This window comes from Alteromonas sp. 76-1, assembly GCF_900654235.1.
Classification (GTDB): Bacteria; Pseudomonadota; Gammaproteobacteria; order Enterobacterales; family Alteromonadaceae; genus Alteromonas; species Alteromonas naphthalenivorans.
The window spans coordinates 2,858,074-2,878,543 of record NZ_LR136958.1; the positions used below are offsets into that span (position 1 = coordinate 2,858,074).

Annotated in this window: 18 protein-coding genes; 7 read left to right on the forward strand and 11 right to left on the reverse strand. The window is 43.6% G+C overall.

Annotated elements, in window-relative coordinates:
- Positions 1-6: 6 nt before the first annotated feature.
- The 3 genes from mobA to msrA form a co-directional block, all read right to left on the reverse strand.
- Positions 7-639: a molybdenum cofactor guanylyltransferase gene (gene mobA, locus ALT761_RS12380; RefSeq protein WP_129739091.1), complete on the reverse strand. Its 633-nt coding sequence runs from the start codon at positions 637-639 to the stop codon at positions 7-9.
- 128 nt (positions 640-767) lie between these two features.
- Positions 768-1,556, reverse strand: coding sequence for a substrate-binding periplasmic protein (locus ALT761_RS12385; protein WP_129739093.1), 789 nt, complete (start codon positions 1,554-1,556; stop codon positions 768-770).
- Between the two features lie 187 nt (positions 1,557-1,743).
- Positions 1,744-2,337, reverse strand: coding sequence for a peptide-methionine (S)-S-oxide reductase MsrA (gene msrA / locus ALT761_RS12390; RefSeq protein ID WP_129739095.1), 594 nt, complete (start codon positions 2,335-2,337; stop codon positions 1,744-1,746).
- A 314-nt stretch (positions 2,338-2,651) separates the two neighbouring features.
- Here msrA and ALT761_RS12395 point away from each other — a divergent pair, with 314 nt between their 5' ends.
- Entirely contained in the window at positions 2,652-3,080 is a 429-nt protein-coding gene (locus ALT761_RS12395) for an OsmC family protein (protein ID WP_013783601.1), read from the forward strand.
- 125 nt (positions 3,081-3,205) lie between these two features.
- Here the strand turns inward: ALT761_RS12395 and ALT761_RS12400 are convergent, their stop codons facing one another.
- Positions 3,206-3,709 carry a thioredoxin family protein gene (locus tag ALT761_RS12400; protein ID WP_129739097.1) on the reverse strand — a complete coding sequence of 168 codons (504 nt, stop codon included), beginning with the start codon at positions 3,707-3,709 and terminating at the stop codon, positions 3,206-3,208.
- A 191-nt stretch (positions 3,710-3,900) separates the two neighbouring features.
- Positions 3,901-4,446 (reverse strand): superoxide dismutase family protein, encoded by a 546-nt coding sequence (sodC, locus tag ALT761_RS12405; RefSeq protein ID WP_129739099.1) that lies wholly within the window; start codon positions 4,444-4,446, stop codon positions 3,901-3,903.
- 385 nt (positions 4,447-4,831) lie between these two features.
- Here sodC and ALT761_RS12410 point away from each other — a divergent pair, with 385 nt between their 5' ends.
- The gene (locus tag ALT761_RS12410; protein ID WP_129739101.1) at positions 4,832-7,978 is read left to right on the forward strand and encodes a ligand-binding sensor domain-containing diguanylate cyclase; all 3,147 of its coding nucleotides are present in this window, start codon (positions 4,832-4,834) and stop codon (positions 7,976-7,978) included.
- A 115-nt stretch (positions 7,979-8,093) separates the two neighbouring features.
- Here ALT761_RS12410 and ALT761_RS12415 read toward each other — a convergent pair whose 3' ends face one another.
- Complete coding sequence (locus ALT761_RS12415; protein ID WP_013783597.1) at positions 8,094-8,546, reverse strand: Spy/CpxP family protein refolding chaperone; 453 nt, start codon at positions 8,544-8,546, stop codon at positions 8,094-8,096.
- A gap of 181 nt (positions 8,547-8,727) precedes the next feature.
- Between ALT761_RS12415 and ALT761_RS12420 the strand changes: the two genes are divergently transcribed.
- From ALT761_RS12420 to ALT761_RS12435, 4 genes are all read left to right on the forward strand, one after another.
- Positions 8,728-9,441: a response regulator transcription factor gene (locus ALT761_RS12420; protein WP_013783596.1), complete on the forward strand. Its 714-nt coding sequence runs from the start codon at positions 8,728-8,730 to the stop codon at positions 9,439-9,441.
- Positions 9,442-9,449: 8 nt separating this feature from the next.
- Positions 9,450-10,793 carry a sensor histidine kinase gene (locus ALT761_RS12425; RefSeq protein ID WP_129739103.1) on the forward strand — a complete coding sequence of 448 codons (1,344 nt, stop codon included), beginning with the start codon at positions 9,450-9,452 and terminating at the stop codon, positions 10,791-10,793.
- A gap of 297 nt (positions 10,794-11,090) precedes the next feature.
- A complete protein-coding gene (locus ALT761_RS12430; RefSeq protein ID WP_129739105.1) occupies positions 11,091-12,962 on the forward strand; it encodes an FAD/NAD(P)-binding protein in 1,872 nt (623 codons plus the stop codon).
- Positions 12,963-13,089: 127 nt separating this feature from the next.
- Positions 13,090-13,557 carry a CreA family protein gene (locus tag ALT761_RS12435; protein WP_126873011.1) on the forward strand — a complete coding sequence of 156 codons (468 nt, stop codon included), beginning with the start codon at positions 13,090-13,092 and terminating at the stop codon, positions 13,555-13,557.
- A gap of 72 nt (positions 13,558-13,629) precedes the next feature.
- On the opposite strand, the gene ALT761_RS12440 is transcribed toward ALT761_RS12435, so the two are convergent.
- Together ALT761_RS12440 and ALT761_RS12445 are read right to left on the reverse strand one after the other, a co-directional pair.
- Positions 13,630-14,301, reverse strand: a complete 672-nt coding sequence (locus ALT761_RS12440) for a nitroreductase (RefSeq protein ID WP_126873010.1) — start codon at positions 14,299-14,301, stop codon at positions 13,630-13,632.
- 186 nt (positions 14,302-14,487) lie between these two features.
- A complete protein-coding gene (locus tag ALT761_RS12445) occupies positions 14,488-15,420 on the reverse strand; it encodes an exopolyphosphatase (protein WP_126873009.1) in 933 nt (310 codons plus the stop codon).
- A 281-nt stretch (positions 15,421-15,701) separates the two neighbouring features.
- Here ALT761_RS12445 and ALT761_RS12450 point away from each other — a divergent pair, with 281 nt between their 5' ends.
- Complete coding sequence (locus tag ALT761_RS12450) at positions 15,702-17,111, forward strand: 8-oxoguanine deaminase (protein WP_197724978.1); 1,410 nt, start codon at positions 15,702-15,704, stop codon at positions 17,109-17,111.
- Positions 17,112-17,147: 36 nt separating this feature from the next.
- Here ALT761_RS12450 and ALT761_RS12455 read toward each other — a convergent pair whose 3' ends face one another.
- The 3 genes from ALT761_RS12455 to ALT761_RS12465 all read right to left on the reverse strand — a co-directional run bounded on the left by ALT761_RS12455 (position 17,148) and on the right by ALT761_RS12465 (position 20,458).
- Positions 17,148-18,110: a nucleoside hydrolase gene (locus tag ALT761_RS12455; protein WP_129739107.1), complete on the reverse strand. Its 963-nt coding sequence runs from the start codon at positions 18,108-18,110 to the stop codon at positions 17,148-17,150.
- Positions 18,111-18,120: 10 nt separating this feature from the next.
- Positions 18,121-19,302, reverse strand: coding sequence for an MFS transporter TsgA (tsgA, locus tag ALT761_RS12460; protein WP_197724979.1), 1,182 nt, complete (start codon positions 19,300-19,302; stop codon positions 18,121-18,123).
- A gap of 100 nt (positions 19,303-19,402) precedes the next feature.
- Positions 19,403-20,458, reverse strand: a complete 1,056-nt coding sequence (locus ALT761_RS12465; protein WP_129739109.1) for an MBL fold metallo-hydrolase — start codon at positions 20,456-20,458, stop codon at positions 19,403-19,405.
- Between the last annotated feature and the right edge of the window lie 12 nt (positions 20,459-20,470).

Sequence of the window (20,470 nt, forward strand, 5' to 3'; positions counted from 1 at the left end):
GTGTCGTTAATTTCCGGCCAGTGATAGCAATTTTTTTGCGGCATCCCACTGTGCTGGTGTATTCACATTGGTCAGTCGCGAATTATTTTTAGGTGTTACTTCAATTGCACCAAAATTTGTACACATTGTATTAACTGAGCGTTGGGGAACTTTGCCTTTAACCACATCATCAAGGTACTGACGAACCTCTGTAGTCAACGGCAAATACAAGGGTAAATAGTGGTGAGAAAAATACGCGGGTCGTTTCGCGCTGGTGCCTTCGTTAATAAGCTGCTCTAAATCTTCTGTGCGCAATAAAGGCAAATCGACGGGCGTGATAATCAATGCATCAGCTTTGCTTTGAATAGCAACAGAATATATTCCGCCCAGAGGCCCAATATCGGCGACTACATCATTGAACACCTCAAATTTATGAGCACAATTATAAGCGGAATTATGAGCATAGCGATTAGCATCATTAGGCTGAAAACTAGCGCTGCTGGCTTCATTTCGACTAATCAATAAACGGTTAACAGGTAATGAAGAAACTAAATCCGCTGTGTAAGTAAGCATATCGCGCTCATCTCGTTTCAAAAGCGCCTTGTCTTCGCCCATTCGACTTGAAAGCCCACCTGCTAGTACTACACCATCGATGATCATATCACTCCCTTTCCTTTTACTACTCTAACCACAACCTCGACAACCTTATCACGCAATTAGCATGGGCATAATCAGATATATTAAGCGAAGTGATAACGCTTAAAGACTCAAAGCATTTTCAACCGGCGCTAGTTTTGATTGGCTATTGTTTCAAACCGCGCATCTATTTGGCGGCGCTCGCCGGACTGTTCAATAAACGCTAATGCCGCATTAAATTTATCGATGTGCGCTTGTGCATTTTCAAGCTTTCTAGAAACAATGTAATAGAGCGGAATAGTCGCTACAGGAATGTCGATAATATTAACATTGTCCAATACCTCAAAGAGCGCTGAATTATGGTCTCCTTGCAGGTAGCCATTGGTAAAGCCTACTTCGCCCCACCCTTTTGATACTTGAACAATACACCCTCCTGCATCAACCGCTCTTTGAACAGAAAGTTTATAAGCTTTGATAAACGCCGCCTGCTCACGACTCAAGCTATGGCCATAGGGCAAACACAGGCGAGCCCCTGTCACATCAGCCAATGTATTCACTGTCATTTCTTTTGAGGTATAAATATGTACGGGAATTGAATTAATTTGTTTAGAGTAAATAAATGACTTAGCTCGCTCGTCGGTATAAACATAAGGGAACGTGCCTTGATACTTACCCTCAAGCGCCCATTTATAACCGCGCTGCCACGGTAAAACGTCTATATATATGGGAGTATTCATATGCTTGAAGACAGCTTTTACTAAGGAAACAGACCAACCACCGTCTAGCGCATTTTTATCAACATAGGGGAAGTAGCTTGCACCAGTGGTTAACAGCGTATCGCTATCTAACGGCAGCGGCTTTTGCTTTTGTGCAGCCACACTAAAGAAAGGTAAAAATCCCAAACACAGGAAGATAAGCCCTACTACACCGCACTTTTTCATGTACTACTTCCAGCCGTTTTGATTATTTCATCGCTACTTAGGGTTAAACAACGACTACATATACTTTGAATTAACTATAAAGAAAAAATAACGTGATAAAAATAAAAACTCAGCAATGCCGCACAAAGCAGACCTGTGTTTAAGTTACCAGCAGCATTGCATAATATTGATGACAACAGGAAAACTGCTAAGACTTACCCGTCGCTTTCTCACCCCAAATCTCTTCTAAGCGCTGATCGCGACCACAGTTCCAGCGGTAAAGCTTGTAACGCACAGGGCTTTTCTTATAAAAATCCTGATGGCCTATCTCATCACCTTTAATAGGATAAAACGTTGATGAATCTAAAATAGGTGTAACCACTGTTTGATTTGGAAATTGCGCTTTTACCGCATTTTTAGTGCCTTGCGCAATGGCTCGTTCTTCTTCATTAGCCACAAACACGGCACTCAAATAACTGGGGCCTTTATCACAAAATTGCCCTCTTGCATCGAAGGGGTCGATATTCACCCAGTAGTGGTCGAGTATTTCTCGATACGACACTTTGCTTTCGTCGTAGGTTATCTTCACTGCTTCATAATGCCCTTTATGGTTACCGTTATAAGTAGGGTTGGGCACGGTTCCTCCGGTAAAACCCGAGACCACATCGGTTACGCCCTCTAATTTTTCAAAATCAGATTCCATACACCAGAAACATCCACCAGCCAGAACAGTCTCCTCAGCAGTGGCAATTGGGGCAGCGATAAACGTGCTTAACAATAATGCGGGCAAAAAAGCTTTCATTAATAACCTTAAAATTAATTATCGAAGACAAAATATACGGTTCACTAATACAGAACGGATTAAGCCTAAGAAACTTTCATTTTCAGTCTCATTATAATTGCAGGTAAAATTTTCATTTAGCCCTGTAACCTACACGTGATGACACCACCATTAACGTACTACGCCAGTGGCGCTTACTATCATCAATTTGACGCTATCGCCCGCATGGTCTTGGCTTGCAGGAAATGAGTAACAACGGCAGAGCACTTGCATCGTTACGTTTTTAAACTTCAAACTGTAAAACCAGTTTGGTCAAAAACGTAAGGAAATAGCAAATGAGCATAGTTAAATCAGGCAGTGCGGCATACAAACCTTTAGGCAAACAAGGCAAAGGCAGTATTTCTACCGAGACAGGCGCATTATCTAATCAACCCTACGGATTTAATACACGATTTGAAGATGGCAAAGGTACCAACCCCGAAGAACTCATAGGTGCAGCGCATGCTAGCTGTTTCACCATGGCCTTATCTTTTGCATTATCGGGCGCAGGCTATGATGACGGGGAGTTAAATACTACCGCTAAAATCAGTTTAGATAAGACAGACGATGGTTATGAGATTAGCCAGTCAGCGTTAAGCCTAGAAGCTAGCGTTGAAGGTATTACCGAAGATGAATTTGCTAAAATTGCTCAGGAAGCAAAAGATAACTGCCCAGTTTCGCAGCTTTTAGATACGAAAATCACCCTTGAGTACACGTTGAAGTAGTCGTCTTCTTCACGCCGCTATTCAATTGTAGCTTTAGGGCTTAGCACTTGAATTAGGTTAGTGAAAATAATATAGCGGATTAGTCAGCAGGCTAACGAAGGCCTGCCGCTTCTTTATCCGCTATTTCACTCCGCCGCTGCCGCTAACGCCTGTAAATCTTGGGTTAAACTGGTTTCTGCACGCTCTACCACTCGCCCTATTTCTTCACCATCGCGCATTAATATGAAGGTAGGCGTATATTTAAGCTTGTGCTTTTCTGCCACCCCTTCCGGATCGCTCTTTTTCCTATCCACGGCGAATAAAGTAAATTGAGGCACATCTAACCCACTAGCATCTAGTGTTTTTAAAAGTCGGGGCACTTCCCTTTCACTGTCATGGCACCATGCGCCAAACAATATGAGTAGCGTATCGTCTTCTATAGCAGATACTGCTTTAATCTCAGCGTCGCTAGGTTGATACGACTTATATTCGTCCATGAAGGCGGGATACTGGGCAAGCAATGCTTCACCACTCATTTCCCCCACAACATCTGGAATGTCATCTGCACTCATAGCATTGGTAGAGACCATCACTATTAATACAGCTAATATTGGCTTTAGCACACTAGACATGAACTTATCTGTAAACACCTTATCTCTCCTTAACAGCGTATAGCCGTATTCAATAATGCATTGAAGTAAAACGCAAGCCTGCTGATCTCCAACTTTTCCTTTTCAAGCTTGCCGTCTTAAACTTTTGCTAGAGCCCAAACACAAAAAAAGCGGCATTTCTGCCGCTTTAATTAACAATGTTACTAAATGATAATACCAGTGTCAGTACTCTATTTACCGATTACACCGCAAGCCACTCGCTCGCCGCCACCGCCAAGTTTGGCCGGAGAATCTGAGTAATTATCGCCACCGGCATGAATCATAATGGCACGCCCTTCGATGTCTTCAAGCTCTAATTCTGGTGCGAAAACAGGCTGTGTGGCATTACCATTTTCGTCAACATACAAGGTTGGTAAATCACCTTCATGACCTTCTTCAGACCAAGGTACACTGTGGCTACCCGTATTTTCAGGGTCGAAATGCCCACCCGCAGCACCGCCTAACACTTTTTTGCCATCTTTCATCGCTGCTGAACAATCGCCGTTTTCATGTACATGAAAACCGTGAATACCTGGTGTAAGCCCTGATAACTTCGGTGTAAAGACCACACCATCATCATCGTAGCTACTTACCATTACGCTACCGATAGCTTCGCCTGTTTTAAGATTATTCATCATAATCTTTTTCCCTTCATCCTCATGATGACCAGCGAAACTACTTGCGCTCAAGGCTAGTGAGACTGCACCTACCACAGCGGTTAATGTAAGCTTTTTCATAGCGTTCTCCTTCTCTGCTTAAAATTCGTATGACTGAAACCCGTAAACGTGGAATTGTTAGACGAGCTTGCATTACGACTTAACCTTATGAGGAGCATTATTTGCACCACTAATAGCCAGCCCGTTATAACCAACTGAAAAATAAGAATTAGTAGAATTTCTATTGTTTAATTATTAACGCCTTATTTGAACAGGTGTAACGATTTAACGGATGATGTGTAATCTTTACGCAAACCAGCGCCTATTCAATGTAGCCTTCGTTAACTCTGTTACCGCTTCTTTCTCGTTGCAACACGAATAACAACGCTTTATTCTCAAGATACAAAATGATTTAGTGCATCACTATGCATTGGGTTAATAGTAACGATTAACGTGGTGCGCTACTTTGTTAACTAGAGTTTATAATTTGTGTCGCGCTTTATCGGTGCTGTCATTGTTCTTCTGTATCCCCGTTTTAGCTACCACCAGCTGGCATACGCTTCATCAGCCTACGTTTTATACGCCTCTAGCCGAGACCTCACTCATTGACGGCCCTATCCTTTCGGTATTGGAAACTAAAGACGGGTTTATTTGGTTGGTTGATTCCAAAGGATTATGGCGGTGGGATTCCCAGTCATTGAAAGCGGTAACATTTGAAAATAAGCAAAGCGATACGCCTTCGCCGCAAATTCAAGCCACCTTTGCTACAGACAATGGTGAAGTATGGGTAGGCACTCAACAAGGCCTTTACCGTTTACACCAAGAAAAACTTCAACTCTTTGCTTATGAAGAAAGTTTGCTTTCGAAAGTATCAATCCTTCACCTTAACGTCACCTCGGTTGCCAAGAATAAAATTTTTGCTTTTACATCAGATAGAGCCTTGTTCATTTTTAATGATACAACGAAAAAACTATTGGGGTTTGAACTGCCTAATAGAGCGAGGATCCACGCACTTCATGTAGATGACAAGCAGCAGTTGTGGGTTGGCTCTGAACAAGGATTGTTTCATTTACCGCTTGTTGATATCGCCAATAGTGGCATAGAACATTCTTTGCAACTGGTAGACGTTGGCAGTTATAAGCAACCTCGTATCAGTAGTATTATTTCGACCGCTTCAGGCTCCCTCGTGGTAGGAACTGCCGACAAAGGCTTGTTTGTCAAAAATGACGATGCACCGTTTCGCCAATTCGCGTTAGGTAACACGACATCGCCTTGGCTTTTCACAATGAGCGAAATCAAACCTGATTTGGTGCTGCTTGGCACTTTTGGCCAAGGCTTAATAGAAGTGAATATTAAGACTCATGAAATCCGCCAGTTTTCGCATAACCCACTGCAACCTGCCTCACTTGCTGACGACAACATTTGGTCTACCTTTACCGATAGCACGGGGTTGGTATGGATTGGCACTGGGCACACCCTGAACATTTTTGATGCTAATAACCAATCCGTAATTAACATTTTTGGTGGTGCAAATGTTGATAAAAGCTTGAGTAACCGAAAGGTACATTCGGTGCAGTCTCATGATGGCGAACTTTTAGTGGGCACGGGTAACGCCGGAATCGAAATACTATCTCCTATAAATGGCAAAACAGGGCAGCTGTGGGAAACATCAGAAAATCCCGTAGAAACCTTACATGCCGCTAAAAATGGAGATGTATATGCTTCAAGCAACTTTGCAACAGTGAAAATTGACTCTGCCACTAAACAAAACTTTCCACTGGCAGTCGGTATACGTAACCCTTCAACATTTACCACTGCTTTTTTATCGACCGAGACGAGTTTGTGGCTAGGCGGCACAGACGGCTTATGGGTGCGACACAAGGGTACAGAAAAACAAATCGAATTTGCTAACAGTATTAACGAGAGACGTATCGCCTCATTGGCCATTGATGAAAGTCGCTTATGGATTGGCACGTGGCAAGGATTGGTAAAGGGCGATATTCACATGGGCCAAACTATCAATTTAGCGACAACCCAAATTACTCACCCCATTTTAAAACAACAATATATATCAAGTTTATTCGTTGACGAAAAAGGTTACCTTTGGGTCGGAACGGGCTCTGCAGGTGTATTTGTTAAACCTCAACAAGCTGATTGGATTCAAATAGAGAGCGCTAATGGCTTACCTGGCAATAATATTGCTGCTATCGCAGGAGAAAATGCAGATCATATTTGGGTGAGTACGACTCGAGGCATTGCGGCAATAAACCGCAATACCTTTGATGTCACCCGCGCAGCTACCGCACCAAGTATGGCCAATGCGCCTTATGCACATTCAGCGGCGACAACGACAGGTGAGAACGACATTGTTTTTGGGGGCGTTAACGGCTTAACCATTATTGACAGTGCTAATTTTACGTTTTCGAGGCCGACTGTGCCCATAGTGCTTACTGATATAACGTTGGTTAATCAGGACGATAGCATTGAATCACTGGGGCTAACTGCGACTGATTTAACCGTTCCTCCGTTAGCAAAACGACTTACTTTCGAATTTGCCGCGCTTGATTATCTTACCCCTGAACATACCCACTATCGCTATCGCGTATTAGGATTGGATGGAAACTGGGTTCAGGCAAATGCTGAGCAACGTTTAGCCGTTATTACTATGCCACAACCTGGCGACTATACTTTGCAAATTGAGTACTCTTACGATGGGACCTTGTGGGAAAAAAATGCATTGCATCGGCAGTTACTTGTTATGCCAGCGTGGTATCAAACCCTGCTAGCAAAATTTGTGGCTATTGTATTTTTATGTATCGCCGTCTACCTAGGTCATTTATTGGGAGTAAGACACCATAGACAACGTCAGGCATTTTTAAAAAAGCTCGTAAACGCGAGAACGGCTGAATTGTTGGCCGCGAATAAACAACTAAAAGAGCAAGCCACAGCACTGAAAGAGGCTAGCTTGACTGATCCCCTGACCGGGTTACACAACAGACGCTATTTAGCACAACACATTGAGCGCGACATTGCCCTCGTGCAGCGTTATTACGAAAACTGTGCACAAACCTATTCTATTCCCAAAAACCAGCACGACATACTGTTCTTCGTTATCGATTTAGACCACTTTAAAAACATCAACGATACTTATGGACACCAGGCTGGTGATAAGGTTTTAGTAGAAACTCAAAATCGCTTAAAGCATATATTTCGTGAAACTGATTACCTTATACGCTGGGGAGGTGAAGAGTTTCTTGTCGTCGTCCATAACACCCCTAGAGAAGATGCCTATGTGATGGCTGAGCGAGTAGTGGATATTGTAGGTTCACGCGCGTTCCAACTTTCAGAAGGTACACAAAGGCATGTTACCTGTTCAATTGGCTATGCGGCTTACCCGCTTTCTCAACAGCATTATGATATTTTTGATTGGCAAACCACAATAGGCTTTGCTGATACCGCGCTTTATGGCGCGAAAAATAATCGCCGCAACACATGGATGGGCTTAACGTCTATTCCATCAAGCACAGACCGAAAGGCACTAGAAAAGGTTGCCAAGGCGCCTTCATCTATTTTCACCTACGCGCAAGTTCAACAACCTACGACACTGCAATAATAAAAACACCGAGTTTTATTTTACTGAATATAGAAAGCCGTCAACGAAAAAGCCCCCGCTCGTTGGGCTTTCCAACTGCGGGGGCTTTTATTAAAAACAATTGTCTATGTTACGACTAACTGTTTCTTTCTCGCTTGTCGCCGCGCTTGCCACGCTTTTCTTTCATCGATTCGAACTTTTCTAGCTGTTCGTCGGTTAGAATTTCGCTTACTTTGACACGTACATCGGCCATTTTAAGGAAACGTGCTTTCGCTTTTTCGGCTTTTAGGTTTGCAAGTTCATTTAGGTCTTGCTCGTAATTAGCGTCTGACGGATCGAGTGCCTTAAATTGCGCTCTGAACGAATCTTCGCTGCCTTTCTCTGGGCGGTTTGCTTTGCGCTCCGCTTTAAGTTCAGCCTTCAGTGCTTTTAGCGCATCTTGCTGCTCGTCAGTTAAATCTAGCACTTTCGTCATTTTGTGTATGGGGAAGAAGTCAGGACCTTTACGATCATCAGAATGTTTACCACCTGCATAAGCAGTAGTGGCGATACATGCACTCAATAAAACACCGGCAATTAATTTTTTCATCTTAATATTCCTACTTGTTTTGGTCATGATGCTGCATGACATGGGGAAACGTTTTGTTTCATCAGTTTTGTTTCATCAACGGAGCTAAGTATGCATAAACGATTCGATAAGTAGGGTTAAGCTAGTGTAAAGTTCGGTAAAGTTGAAAAGTCCTCAAAATAAAACGGTTAATCTCTATTTTATGGAAAATGAAAAATACAAAATCTTACTGGTGGATGACGACGCAGAACTTTGCGCGCTACTTAGTGAATTCCTGCAAACCGATGGCTTTGCAGTTGAAACCTTAAATAGTGGCGATGCCGCCGTTGCCCGCTTATTGCAAAGCGATGAGTTCGATACGGTAGTGTTAGATATTATGATGCCCGGTATGTCAGGCCTAGATGTATTGCGAAATGTGCGCGCTAAAAAACAGACGCCTATTCTTATGCTTACCGGTCGTGGTGATGACATAGATAGAATTCTTGGCTTAGAAATGGGTGCCGATGATTACTTAGCGAAGCCTTGTAACCCGCGTGAACTTGGCGCGCGTATTCGCGCCATTATACGCCGGACCCAAAATGGCAATGCGCCAACCCAAACGGTTGTGCATGCTGAACTTCACGGCATTGTGCTTGATAGCGGCGCTAGAACGGCGCTTGTCGATAACACTCCCCTGCCTTTAACGGGCGCAGAGTTCAATGCGCTAAGCTTGTTAATGGAACGCGTTGGGCAAACCATCACAAAACAAGAAATGACAGAAGAAGTGCTCAATCGGCCGCTTGAAGCTTATGACCGTGCCATGGATGTACACGTAAGCCGAATACGCCAGAAGCTGACTGCGGTAGGTATAAACGACGTGATTAAGTCGGTTCGTGGTGTGGGTTATCAAATGCTAACCCCACCAGCACAACAGTAAGGTATAGCATGAAACGTTCAGAGGTTTGGCATTCAATAAAACAGACGTTTGGGTTTAAACGCCTGTTTTGGCGAATATTCCTTACATTCTGGGTAGCTAGCTTACTCGTGATGACTGCCACGGGATATGTACTGGTTAGCAAATACACGTCTGATGAATATAGTCAGCGTTACTTTAATGGTGTAATTAGCCAAGCCGAGCGCATTGTATGGCGTTATGAGCAAGACTTAGCTAGCGGGAACGTACCCAAAGGCAAGATAAAAGACTGGATAAGCCATAATGTCAGACATCGTAGCGATCTCATTGCTATGCAGATATCAGATAACACGGGTAGAACCATCTATCACTATCGTATGAATAAGGTGCCTCAAAGGGATCGCACAGTAAAATTAGTTTATGGCCTATCTGCACTGCCCTATCGCGTTGAAACCCGTTTACCAGAAGCGCCTCGCATTTATAAACAAGTACTTTACCGGTTTCAATCATTGCAGTTCGTTTTTATCTTTATAGCTTCTGCTATTGTCAGTGCGCTATTAAGTTGGGGGATCGTACGCCCTATTAACTTCTTAGGTGCGTTTAGTCGCCGTTATGCCGACCAACAAGAAGTTGCTACGCTGCCTAACGCCATTCTGACTCGTGGTGATGAACTGGGCGACTTAGCTGCCGATATTAGCTTTATGGTCAATAAAACGCATCAAGCTGCCACCAATCAGCAACAACTGTTGCATGATGTTTCTCATGAACTTCGCGCGCCGCTGGCTCGTTTGCAAGCATCAGCAGCCATTATTGAGCAGCACACGCCAGATAGTCGTCACGTAAAGCAAATTCATAATGATTGCGTTCGTATGGATGCACTTATTCAACAGATTTTGGATTATTCAAAGTTAGAAAAAGGTAACCCAACCCCAGAAGCGTGCGATATTAACGCCCTGTGTGAACGTATAGCCGATGATATGGCAGTGCATTACCCGGGCATTCCACTAACCCTTAACTGCGAGCCCAATGTAACAATTTCGGGTTATGCAGAAGCCCTTCATCAGGCACTGGAAAACATTATTGGCAATGCCTGTAAATATTCATCTCGCGGTGAATTGGTTGAGGTGAGCACGGAAAAACGGAGTAACACGGCTGTAATTACCGTGCGCGACCATGGTCCTGGTGTTGATAGTGAGGAAATAGAAAAGTTGCTTCAACCTTTCTACCGTGCAGGCAACCAAATGCATACATCAGGATTCGGACTAGGGCTGAGCATTGCGAAAAAAGCCATTGAAAAACATAGTGGAAGATTACAAATGACTCGCCCTGCCGATGGTGGTTTACGGGTTGAAATTGCGTTGCCGATAAATCAGTAATCCACCACGTAACATCCTCCGACTATTCAATATAGAACCTTGAAACCAGATTCAACCCTGATATAAATCAGTACTTTTTAACCGCCCCCCTACAGCCGAGTTAAAAGTCAGTACAGTGCAGCTTGAAAATAAGGCATATAACCTGCTTATTTATGATGACTAGCTAACTTATTCCCCGTGTTTGCCGATGTGAATAGCCTGTGTTGGGTGCTTGAAGTACAGGTTCAACAACACCGTGGAGATAATACGTTTCTAATAAATAGCGTGCTTTGTTCGTGCTTTATTAAGGGTAGGATGATGATGACAAAAACAAGGATTGCGTTAATTGGTGGCGGCCCCAGCGCCCTTTCTATTCTAAAAAAAGCATTGCGCTTTTGTTTTCAGCAACTGGATGATAACGATAGTGTAACTGGCAGAGCATCGCCTCACTTAACCTTCGATATCTTTGAGCGAAATACCGCCCTAGGCAAAGGCATGCCTTACAGTAAAGATGGGGCGTCGTGGGAACATATTACCAATATTTCATCTGATGAATTGGCTCCGTTTGATGAAACCCTGCTTGAATGGTTGCGTCAGCAAAGCACAGAGTACCTCGCGAAATATCAAATTGAAAAAACTAAACTGCATGAAAAACACGTGGTGCCCCGATTGCTCTTTGGGGAATATTTACAGGCCCAATTTTGTGAGTTAATTGGCAGATGCCGTGCAGCAGGGATACACGTGAACGTGCATCTTCAGTGCAACGTTTTGGACATTAAACCCACCACTGCAGATGAAAGCAGCCTTGAGCGTAGTAATAGCCTTGAGCGTAATCACAGCCCTGAGCGTGGAAGCAGCCCTGAGCGTAATCACAGCCCTGAGCGTCAAAACAGCCCTGAGCCGATAACCAGCGAGAGCCACACTGGTATCAATATATTAACTGACAACGGGTGGGTAACCGGATTCGATAAAGTGGTGATCTGCACTGGTCACATTTGGCCCAAAACCCACGAAGGCAAAGTAAAAGGGTATTTTGATTCTCCCTATCCGCCCACTAAGTTGCAGCAAAAATATAACCATACAATAGCGCTTAAAGGCAGTTCCCTTACTGCTATTGATGCAATTCGTACGTTAAGCGAAGCTAATGGTGAGTTTTATCAAACTGATGACCAACTAAAATATCGTTTATTCGACGACGTACCAAATTTCAAAATAATCATGCATTCGTTAGAGGGCTTATTGCCGAATATTCGCTTTCACTTAGACGACCCGCTAGTGTCTGATGAAGGCATGCTAAGCGAGCAAGAAATTGCTCAACATAGGGCTGATAACGATGGTTTCTTGAGTTTAGATTTTATTTTTGAGCAAAACTTCAAAGCGGCATTAAATAAACTGGACGCTGTTTTTTATCAAAAAATAGCGAACAAAAACATAGAGTCATTTTGCCAATGGATGCTTGATTCTCGTAAAGCGTATGAGCCCTTCACCTTATTTAAAATTGAGTACCTGCAAGCTGAGCAGTCGATTAAGCAACAGAGCACATTACAATGGAAAGAAGCCCTCGCATTATTAAGCTTCACGATAAACCACCCCGCTAAGTACTTTAGTGCAGAAGATACACTACGACTACGCAATCATCTTCTGCCTCTTATTGGCCTTATGATTGCGAATATTCCGCAATCGTCCGCGGCCCAATTACTTGCCCTACATGAAAGCGGCGTACTCGATATCATTGCTGTTGATAGCAGCAGTCGCTTAGAAATTGAAGGTGATGGCGATTTTCAATTTCATTATAAGGACGAGGACAACAAGCCTACTTTAGAAACATATAAAACTTTTATCGATTGCACTGGGCAGAAGTCGTTGCCAATAGACGTATTCCCCTTTAAATCTATGTTTGCAGATGCCGAGCCATTAGTCGCTAAAGTGCGGTTTAAAGATAAGTATCAAGGTAAAAAGCATCTAGCAGAGACCCCTAATAGCGTATGCAAAGGCTCCAACAACGAATACTATTTAGAAACAGGTGGTTTTGCTATTAACGATGACTTTCAACCCATTTTAGCCAACGGTAGTCTTAACGAGCGCTACTTTGTTATGGCTGTGCCGTATATTAGTGGGTTCAACCCAGACTATTCAGGTTTCGATTTTTGTGATCAGGTGGCAGAGCTGATTGTGAATAAGCTTAAGTGAATCAATAAAACGATGCACCACCTATGCTAGAGTGCTTGTATCATTTGGGAATAAAAAATCGTTTTTTAAGTGAATACCGTATTAGTGGTAGATGCACTATTAGAACGTGCTTTAAAAGGATATAAAAATGAAAAAGATAATTGCCGTGATGGTCGCGGTAGCCAGCTTAGCCGCGTGCAGCGATAATGAAGTAGGAGATGTGTCGTTAGGCGTATTCACCACAAAAGATATTAAGTTAGACGCCATGCAAGACCCTATCGTAACAGGCGTGACTTGCCATATCTCTAGTATTGAAGCGAATTTAGATGTGTCAGACCCTTCCGATAGCTCTATAGCTTGTCGTCAAACCGGTGAAATTACCGCTCAAATGCTAAGAGATATCGACAAATCCGATTCGGGCGACATCATTTTCAGAAAATCGAAGAGCATTTTCTTCAAGAACATGAAAGTAAGACGCATATTCGACGCCAAGTCACAAACCTTGATGTATCTTTCGTATTCTACAAAAGAAACATCAGGAAGTTATAAACATAGCTTGTCGACAGTACCTTTATGGGGAACGGCGGCCTACGGTGTAATTACTAACGAAGATTAACCGCCGATTGCTACTCGTCAATTGCTGGCCGTCAAAGATTAGCTAGAGACGTAATTTACGTTTTATTTAGAACTAAAAACCGTGGTACGTGACGAATTCTTCGTTGTCGGCACGTACCGACCTTACCTCGTTAGCAGCAAAGTTTTCATCTGGGTACCCTAGCGCAATACAAATCATAATGGCTTCAGAGTCTGGTATTTGCGCATGTTTATGCACTACATCAGATTGCATTATGCCTTGGCCGTTAATTACGCAACCAAGCCCTAAATCCCAAGCTGCTAATACAATACCGTAAGCTAAAGAGCCTAAACCAAATTGCGTGATACCTGCAGGCTCTAGGGCTTTATCGTAAGTTAATACCAATGACACGGGCGCATCAAACTGCCTAAAACCACGCATCATCCAATCCATACGTTTTTCTTTGTCTTCTCTGGCTATGCCCATTACATCGAATAGCTGCATGGCAACATCACGCTGACGTTGCTTATGAACGCCGTCATAGTCTTCTTTGTAAGGGAAATCTCTGACGTACGGCGTACCGGCTAATGTTCTTTCAGTATTACCTTCACGAATTTTATCAAGCACATCACCCGCCACTGCATGTATTTTCCACGTTTGGGTGTTGTAAGACGAAGGAGCCCATTTCGCTGCGTTAATAATGGCATCCACGGTTTCTTTAGTGACAGCTTGTTTGGTAAAACCACGTACACTTTTACGTGATGCAGCAAATTCAGCAAAATTCATACTTACTTCCTATCTCAGTCATTACACTCAATTGTTAAAATAGAGTAAACACAGCTAGATAGGTATGCAATAAGCGGTAACCAGATATTGGATTGTTTGTTTTTATAGATATGTATTCGAGGGAAAAGTCAGGGTGTGTTGCCAATGATTTTAACAACACCCCTACCGAGGTTTTATTAGTATGGATTAACCATCTGAAGTGATAGTGTCAATTATCTCGTCTAGAACAGCTTCCGCTCTACTAGTTTCTACTTGGCACGTACCGGCATTCAAGTGGCCACCACCGCCGTACTTAAGGCATAGTTCACCGACGTTTGTATTTGAAGTGCGGTTGGTGATTGATTTACCAATAGCGAAAACCACATTTTGCTTTTTAAGGCCCCACATTTTGTGAATTGAGATATTGCAATCGGAATACATCGCATAAATCACAAAACGGTTGGTCGCGTAAATGGTTTCTTCTTCGGTTAAATCGAGCACCACAAGGTTCTTGTGAACGGTTGCACATTTGGCCAATTGCACTTTCGCTAGCTCATTGTGCTCGTGATACAAAGCTACACGCTCGGCAACATCTTCCATTTCCAAAATTTCTTCAATACTGTGATCTTTACAAGCATCAATTAATTTCATCATTAACTGATAGTTCGAGATTTTGAAATCACGGAAACGCCCCAAACCAGTTCGGGCATCCATGATGAAGTTCATCAACACCCAATCGGTTGGTTCTAGTATTTCTTCTTCGGAAAATTGCGCGGCATCTCCTTTATCTACGGCTTCCATCATATCAACAGAAATACTGGGAAACTTTTCTGCGCCGCCGTAATAGTCATATACCACTCGCGCAGCAGAAGGTGCCTCAGGGTCGATTACATGATTTTTAATGTCACTCGCGTTTCGAACTGTTTCACTAAGATGGTGATCAAACGCAATATGACAACCCGCCACATAAGGCAGATTAGTGGTTATGTCATTCTCAGTAATGTCTATTTTGCCATCTTGCATATCTTTAGGGTGCACAAATAAAATATCATCGATGAGATCTAAATCTTTCAATAGCACGGCACAAACTAATCCATCAAAATCGCTTCGAGTAACTAGTCTAAATTTATTATCGGGCATGTGGTTTCCATCTCTTCATTAAGCTGCTGCTTTTAGTGTAACAGTTAAAATGAAGTTTAGCGTAATACCACAACAGTACAATTATCCCCTCGCAGAAGCGCTTTAAATCGAACCTAAAATGCATTAGCATTACAATTCTACATTGCGTTAATCGTTGATAGTCTTTGTTTATTAGCAGTGTTAATTAGCAAAGACTTGTAACAACAAACGCCCCCTGGATCAGCAGACAGGGCATAACTGAGCTGGCATCTTTAATTTTTATTATTTTATGGAGCCAAGTTATGTCTGAATTATCGCCCTTGTTTAAGCCTCAAAATAAACCTCAAGATAAGCCATCATCTACATCTAAAGCACTTTGGATTAAAAACCCGCAAGCTGTTTTTACGGGTAACGAGTTAGATGCCGCAGGCGGCATTGTGGTCCAAGGCAGCAAAATCGTTGAGCTTGTTGGTGCTGGTCAAACACCAGTAACGCCTATTGATGAAACAGAAGATGCCTCTCAATTGGTGATGCTTCCGGGGCTGATTAATACGCACCATCACTTTTATCAAACCCTCACCCGCGCATGGGCACCTGTGGTTAATCAGCCGTTATTTCCTTGGCTTAAAACCTTATATCCGGTTTGGGCAAAACTTACCCCGAATGCGTTGTCGCTAGCCTGCGATGTGGCGTTAGCTGAATTATTACTGTCTGGCTGTACTACCACTACCGATCACCACTATTTATTCCCTACCGGCATGGAAGATGCCATAGACGTACAAGTAGACTCAGTAAAACGTATGGGCATGCGCGCCCTGCTTACTCGCGGTTCAATGAGCTTGGGTGAAGATGAAGGTGGCCTGCCTCCTAGGCACACCGTGCAAAGTGGTGATGCAATACTTAAAGACAGTCAACGGCTAATAGACACCTACCATGAGCGTGGTGATGGCGCGTGGATGCAAATAGCCTTAGCACCTTGCTCTCCCTTCTCTGTTACTCGAGAAATTATGGCCGACAGCGCACAACTGGCGAAAGATGAAGACGTGCGTTTACACACCCATTTAGCTGAAACGCTAGATGAAGAAGATTTCTGTTTAAAGATGTTTGGCATGCGTACCGTCGATTATCTAGAAAGTGTGGGCTGGTTAAGCGATAGAACATGGTTGGCTCATGGTATTCATTTTAACGAAGATGAAATTCGCCGTTTGGGTGCGGCCGGTACAGGCATAACGCATTGTCCGGTTTCAAACATGCGCTTGGCCTCTGGCATGTGCCCTACCCTTGAACTGATTGAAGCCGGTTCGCCTATTGGCTTAGGCGTAGATGGCTCTGCCTCTAACGATGCATCGAACATGATGTATGAAGCCCGCCAAGCACTTTACTTACAGCGCTTAAAATATGGTGCAGCGAAAATTACCCCAGAATTAATTCTAGGCTGGGCGACTAAAGGTTCTGCATCGCTTATAGGCCGTAGTGACATAGGTGAAATAGCGGTGGGCAAACAAGCCGACCTGGCCTTTTTCAAACTCGATGAGCTACGTTTTAGTGGCAGTCACGACCCTATCTCTGCGCTGCTACTATGTGGCGCAGATAAAGCCGAACAGGTAATGATTGGCGGAAAATGGCGGGTAAAAGAAGGGCAAATTATTGGGTTAGATACCCAAACCCTAATGGCGCGCCACCGGGCAGTGGCGGCGCAACTCGTGAGTTAATCTAGAAACTTGTTAGGTAACTTAGCAACCCGTTAATCAAAAGCCGGCTTGGCTAAGTATGTCTTTATACTTAGCCAAATAAGCATCTACATCCACGTCTGAACAAACCGATTGCGCTGGACAATCTGCCCACTCATCGATAGGAAAACGCTTTGCTACCGTTTTTTGCATTGTATGGCCTATGGCAGGGCCTTCTGTGATCACACGAATAGGCCCTTCAACGGTTTCAAAAAGCTCTGGTGCTATCACCTGCATAATGGCTGATGAGTCGTGTACGTATATGCCATCAACTTGGTCTGTTTGTTGATGAAAGTTAGCGTAAAAACGGGTGATGTCATAAATAAAAGGCCCATATGTAGGCGAACACTCAGCAAGGCGTGCCAAGTAATCGTTACTCATTATCACCTTTTTAGTGACATCTAGCCCTACTACGGTTACCGGCCAGTCAGCGGTAAGCACTTCGTCTGCGGCATGCGGGTCGCCTATAATATTGGCTTCGGCATATGGGGTCACGTTGCCTGTATTACCATGGTAACCAAACGCACCGCCCATAATCACCACACGCTTCACTATATTAATAATTTCAGGGCATTTTCGAAGTGCCAGCGCTAAGTTAGTCATACGCCCTACCGCTACTAACGTAATTTCACCGGGGCTGGCTTTCACCTTTTCAATAATGTAATCGTGAGCGGCAAGTGACACTTCACTCGGTAACTCAGTTTCATCAATATCAACGTTACCCAAGCCGTTATCACCATGAACAAAATCGGCAGGCTCATCTACCGGGATAACTAACGGCTCTTTTGCACCACGGGCCACATCTGCGCTTAAATTAAAGCGCTTTTTAAGGTACAAGGCATTACGCGTGGCGGTGTCGATATTCGCATTACCGAAGCCGGTTGTAATAGCCAGCAAATCAATATCGGCACTTGCCTGGGCAAATAAAATCGCCATAGCGTCATCAATACCTGGGTCGGTATCAAAAATAATCTTTTCCATTTTTAATTCCTTACGCGTGGGCACGCAGCTCACGTTTTTCCAACAATAAACAAAAACCAAACACAAGCGCCACAAAGGTATAGCCAACCCATGTCATAATAATTGCGCTTTGTACGCCAAATAACTGCACCACCCAACCAGATAAAATGGGTGCAATTGTGCTGCCTACATTGCCACTAAATAGCAAAAAGGTGACGAGCACGGCGGGCGCTGACGCTAGTTGCTGAGAACCAACAGATATCGCAATTTTATATATGCAGGTTGTGGTAAACCCAAATAGGTAGCTAGTAAATAAAAACCAATCCGCAGAGGAAGCTAGCATAAATGTGAAAGTGATCAGGCTTGCTAACACGGTTACCAACATCAATAACGAGCGCTGCGGAATTTTATTCACGAAAATAGCGGCGGTAATTAATCCGAAAATAGACATACCCCAATAATTTCCAACGGCCTGCGCCGATACTTTTTCGCTTACCCCGAACGTGTGTTGTAAGTAATTTGGAGACCAAGTAAGAAACGTAGTTTGGGCAATTAAATAAGCACAAACGCCCAAGGCAATTAAACACACCCTAGGGGTCAATACCCGTTTAAATTGTGACAATGCCGATGCCGCATTAGTATCGTCGGCCTCAGTGGCAGGAAAGCGAACAAAAAATAAGGTTGCCCAAAGTACTAGTGCCAACGCCCCCACAGCCCCATAGCTATAAACCCAATCTATTTGAGCGGCAATGATTACGGCGGCTAAAGAGGGAAAGATAAACCCCGCGGCACTGAACGCGCAGTCGGTGGCTAAAAATGCCGAAGCTCTTTTTGCTTCATGATAAGTCTTGGATAAAACAACCGCCCCACCAGCAAGGCCACAACCACAGCCTACTCCAAGCCCCCAAAGCAATATTGCAAGCGGCCAATAGGTAGTAGGCGCTACCACGACCAATACCAGCATAATCGCCAAAAACAGCGTGTAATTAGCAATGAGTACTTGCTTCAGTGAATGGCGAGCGTACAAGAATAGTGATGCGAATGTACCGCACAGCGCGCCGCCAGTTAGCCAAGAAAACACGCCAACGGTTGCTGCCGGCGTGGCATTCAGCGAAGACGATACAGCATTCAAAATAACGCCAATTTGAGTGAGTAACCCCGACATTATCATGTAACTAACGAACGCTATTGCGGTAAGTAAAAGTCGATTCAATTCTTAGACCTAGGTGCAAGTAATACTCTTTTATACCGAGTTAGAACTGAAACAACAATGCTCTCCATAAAAATATTGACCATTTAGTCAAAAAATCATTTTATAACGCGAGCACTTGCCCTTGTTTCGCTAATATAAAGTTAAAGCCTAGTGCATTAGCACTTTCTAATTCTTGTGCAATAACAGCTCGCGGATCTGTGCCTCTCTTCAAGCTGTATTTTATGTGGCTAATGATAACCTTCATATTGCTAAGTTGTTCTTTGTCTTCCACCAACGCATGAAACTTGGTGAGCTCTTGCATCAACCATTTAGGCGTGAGGTGGCCAAATAACAGATTGTCAGGCCGTGTGTTGTCGAACGAGACTTCAATGGAAATACCTCGAAGGGTTTTATGCTGCATTTGCTTTGCGAGATAACGCCACACTGCATCTAGCTTTCCTTGCTTTTCTACTTCATCTGGCCCGGTATCACCAAAATACACAAACATATCGTTATTGTGCTCAATCACAAATGCGGTGGACTCTAACGGATGGCTTAAGCTGAACGGCGTTACTGTAAGGGCCGTATCTTTAATTTCTACCGTTTCCTCGGGCGCTAAGTCGATAACATCGTACTTATTTAACATTGGCGCGATGCCACGGTTGGTAAAATTGGCCCATGCCTGCCAATTAAAATAAGTATCGCTCATGGTTTGATTTACCGACGAAAGCGCATAAATAGGCTTGCTGCTATCATCCGGGGATGCAATCAAAAGCCCAGCGACGTGGTCAAGGTGCCCATGGCTAAGCAAGTAGGCTTTCACATGATGATGTAGAATATTACCATTTGGGTTTAACGCAGGGTCGGGTGAGGTAGTTAAGCTATCAAAAGCATTGTTTTCGAGCGCCACGTTAATGCCGTTCACTAAAGAGCCTGCGTCTAAGCTAATAAAGTTCTCGTCTTCTATGCTGCGTAATAAAAACGAACTTAGGTTTCCATCTTCAATACCGCCCGTGTCACCTAAGGTAATAAGTTCAAAAGCCGGTGACACAGTACTTGTTGATGTTTGAATGTTTTGCTGAACCTGCTTTAGGTTTTGGCTGTGTTTTTGCGCATTTTGATGAACCTGACAGCCGCTTACTATCAAAATAAGCAGTAAAGTACTTGTGAATTTCACGTATTTTCCAAA

Coding starts and splice junctions, on each gene's coding strand:
- mobA (WP_129739091.1), bottom strand. CDS start 639: ATGATCATCGATGGTGTAGTACTAGCAGGTGGGCTTTCAAGTCGAATG.
- ALT761_RS12385 (WP_129739093.1), bottom strand. CDS start 1,556: ATGAAAAAGTGCGGTGTAGTAGGGCTTATCTTCCTGTGTTTGGGATTT.
- msrA (WP_129739095.1), bottom strand. CDS start 2,337: ATGAAAGCTTTTTTGCCCGCATTATTGTTAAGCACGTTTATCGCTGCC.
- ALT761_RS12395 (WP_013783601.1), top strand. CDS start 2,652: ATGAGCATAGTTAAATCAGGCAGTGCGGCATACAAACCTTTAGGCAAA.
- sodC (WP_129739099.1), bottom strand. CDS start 4,446: ATGAAAAAGCTTACATTAACCGCTGTGGTAGGTGCAGTCTCACTAGCC.
- ALT761_RS12415 (WP_013783597.1), bottom strand. CDS start 8,546: ATGAAAAAATTAATTGCCGGTGTTTTATTGAGTGCATGTATCGCCACT.
- ALT761_RS12420 (WP_013783596.1), top strand. CDS start 8,728: ATGGAAAATGAAAAATACAAAATCTTACTGGTGGATGACGACGCAGAA.
- ALT761_RS12425 (WP_129739103.1), top strand. CDS start 9,450: ATGAAACGTTCAGAGGTTTGGCATTCAATAAAACAGACGTTTGGGTTT.
- ALT761_RS12430 (WP_129739105.1), top strand. CDS start 11,091: ATGATGACAAAAACAAGGATTGCGTTAATTGGTGGCGGCCCCAGCGCC.
- ALT761_RS12435 (WP_126873011.1), top strand. CDS start 13,090: ATGAAAAAGATAATTGCCGTGATGGTCGCGGTAGCCAGCTTAGCCGCG.
- ALT761_RS12440 (WP_126873010.1), bottom strand. CDS start 14,301: ATGAATTTTGCTGAATTTGCTGCATCACGTAAAAGTGTACGTGGTTTT.
- ALT761_RS12445 (WP_126873009.1), bottom strand. CDS start 15,420: ATGCCCGATAATAAATTTAGACTAGTTACTCGAAGCGATTTTGATGGA.
- ALT761_RS12450 (WP_197724978.1), top strand. CDS start 15,702: ATGTCTGAATTATCGCCCTTGTTTAAGCCTCAAAATAAACCTCAAGAT.
- ALT761_RS12455 (WP_129739107.1), bottom strand. CDS start 18,110: ATGGAAAAGATTATTTTTGATACCGACCCAGGTATTGATGACGCTATG.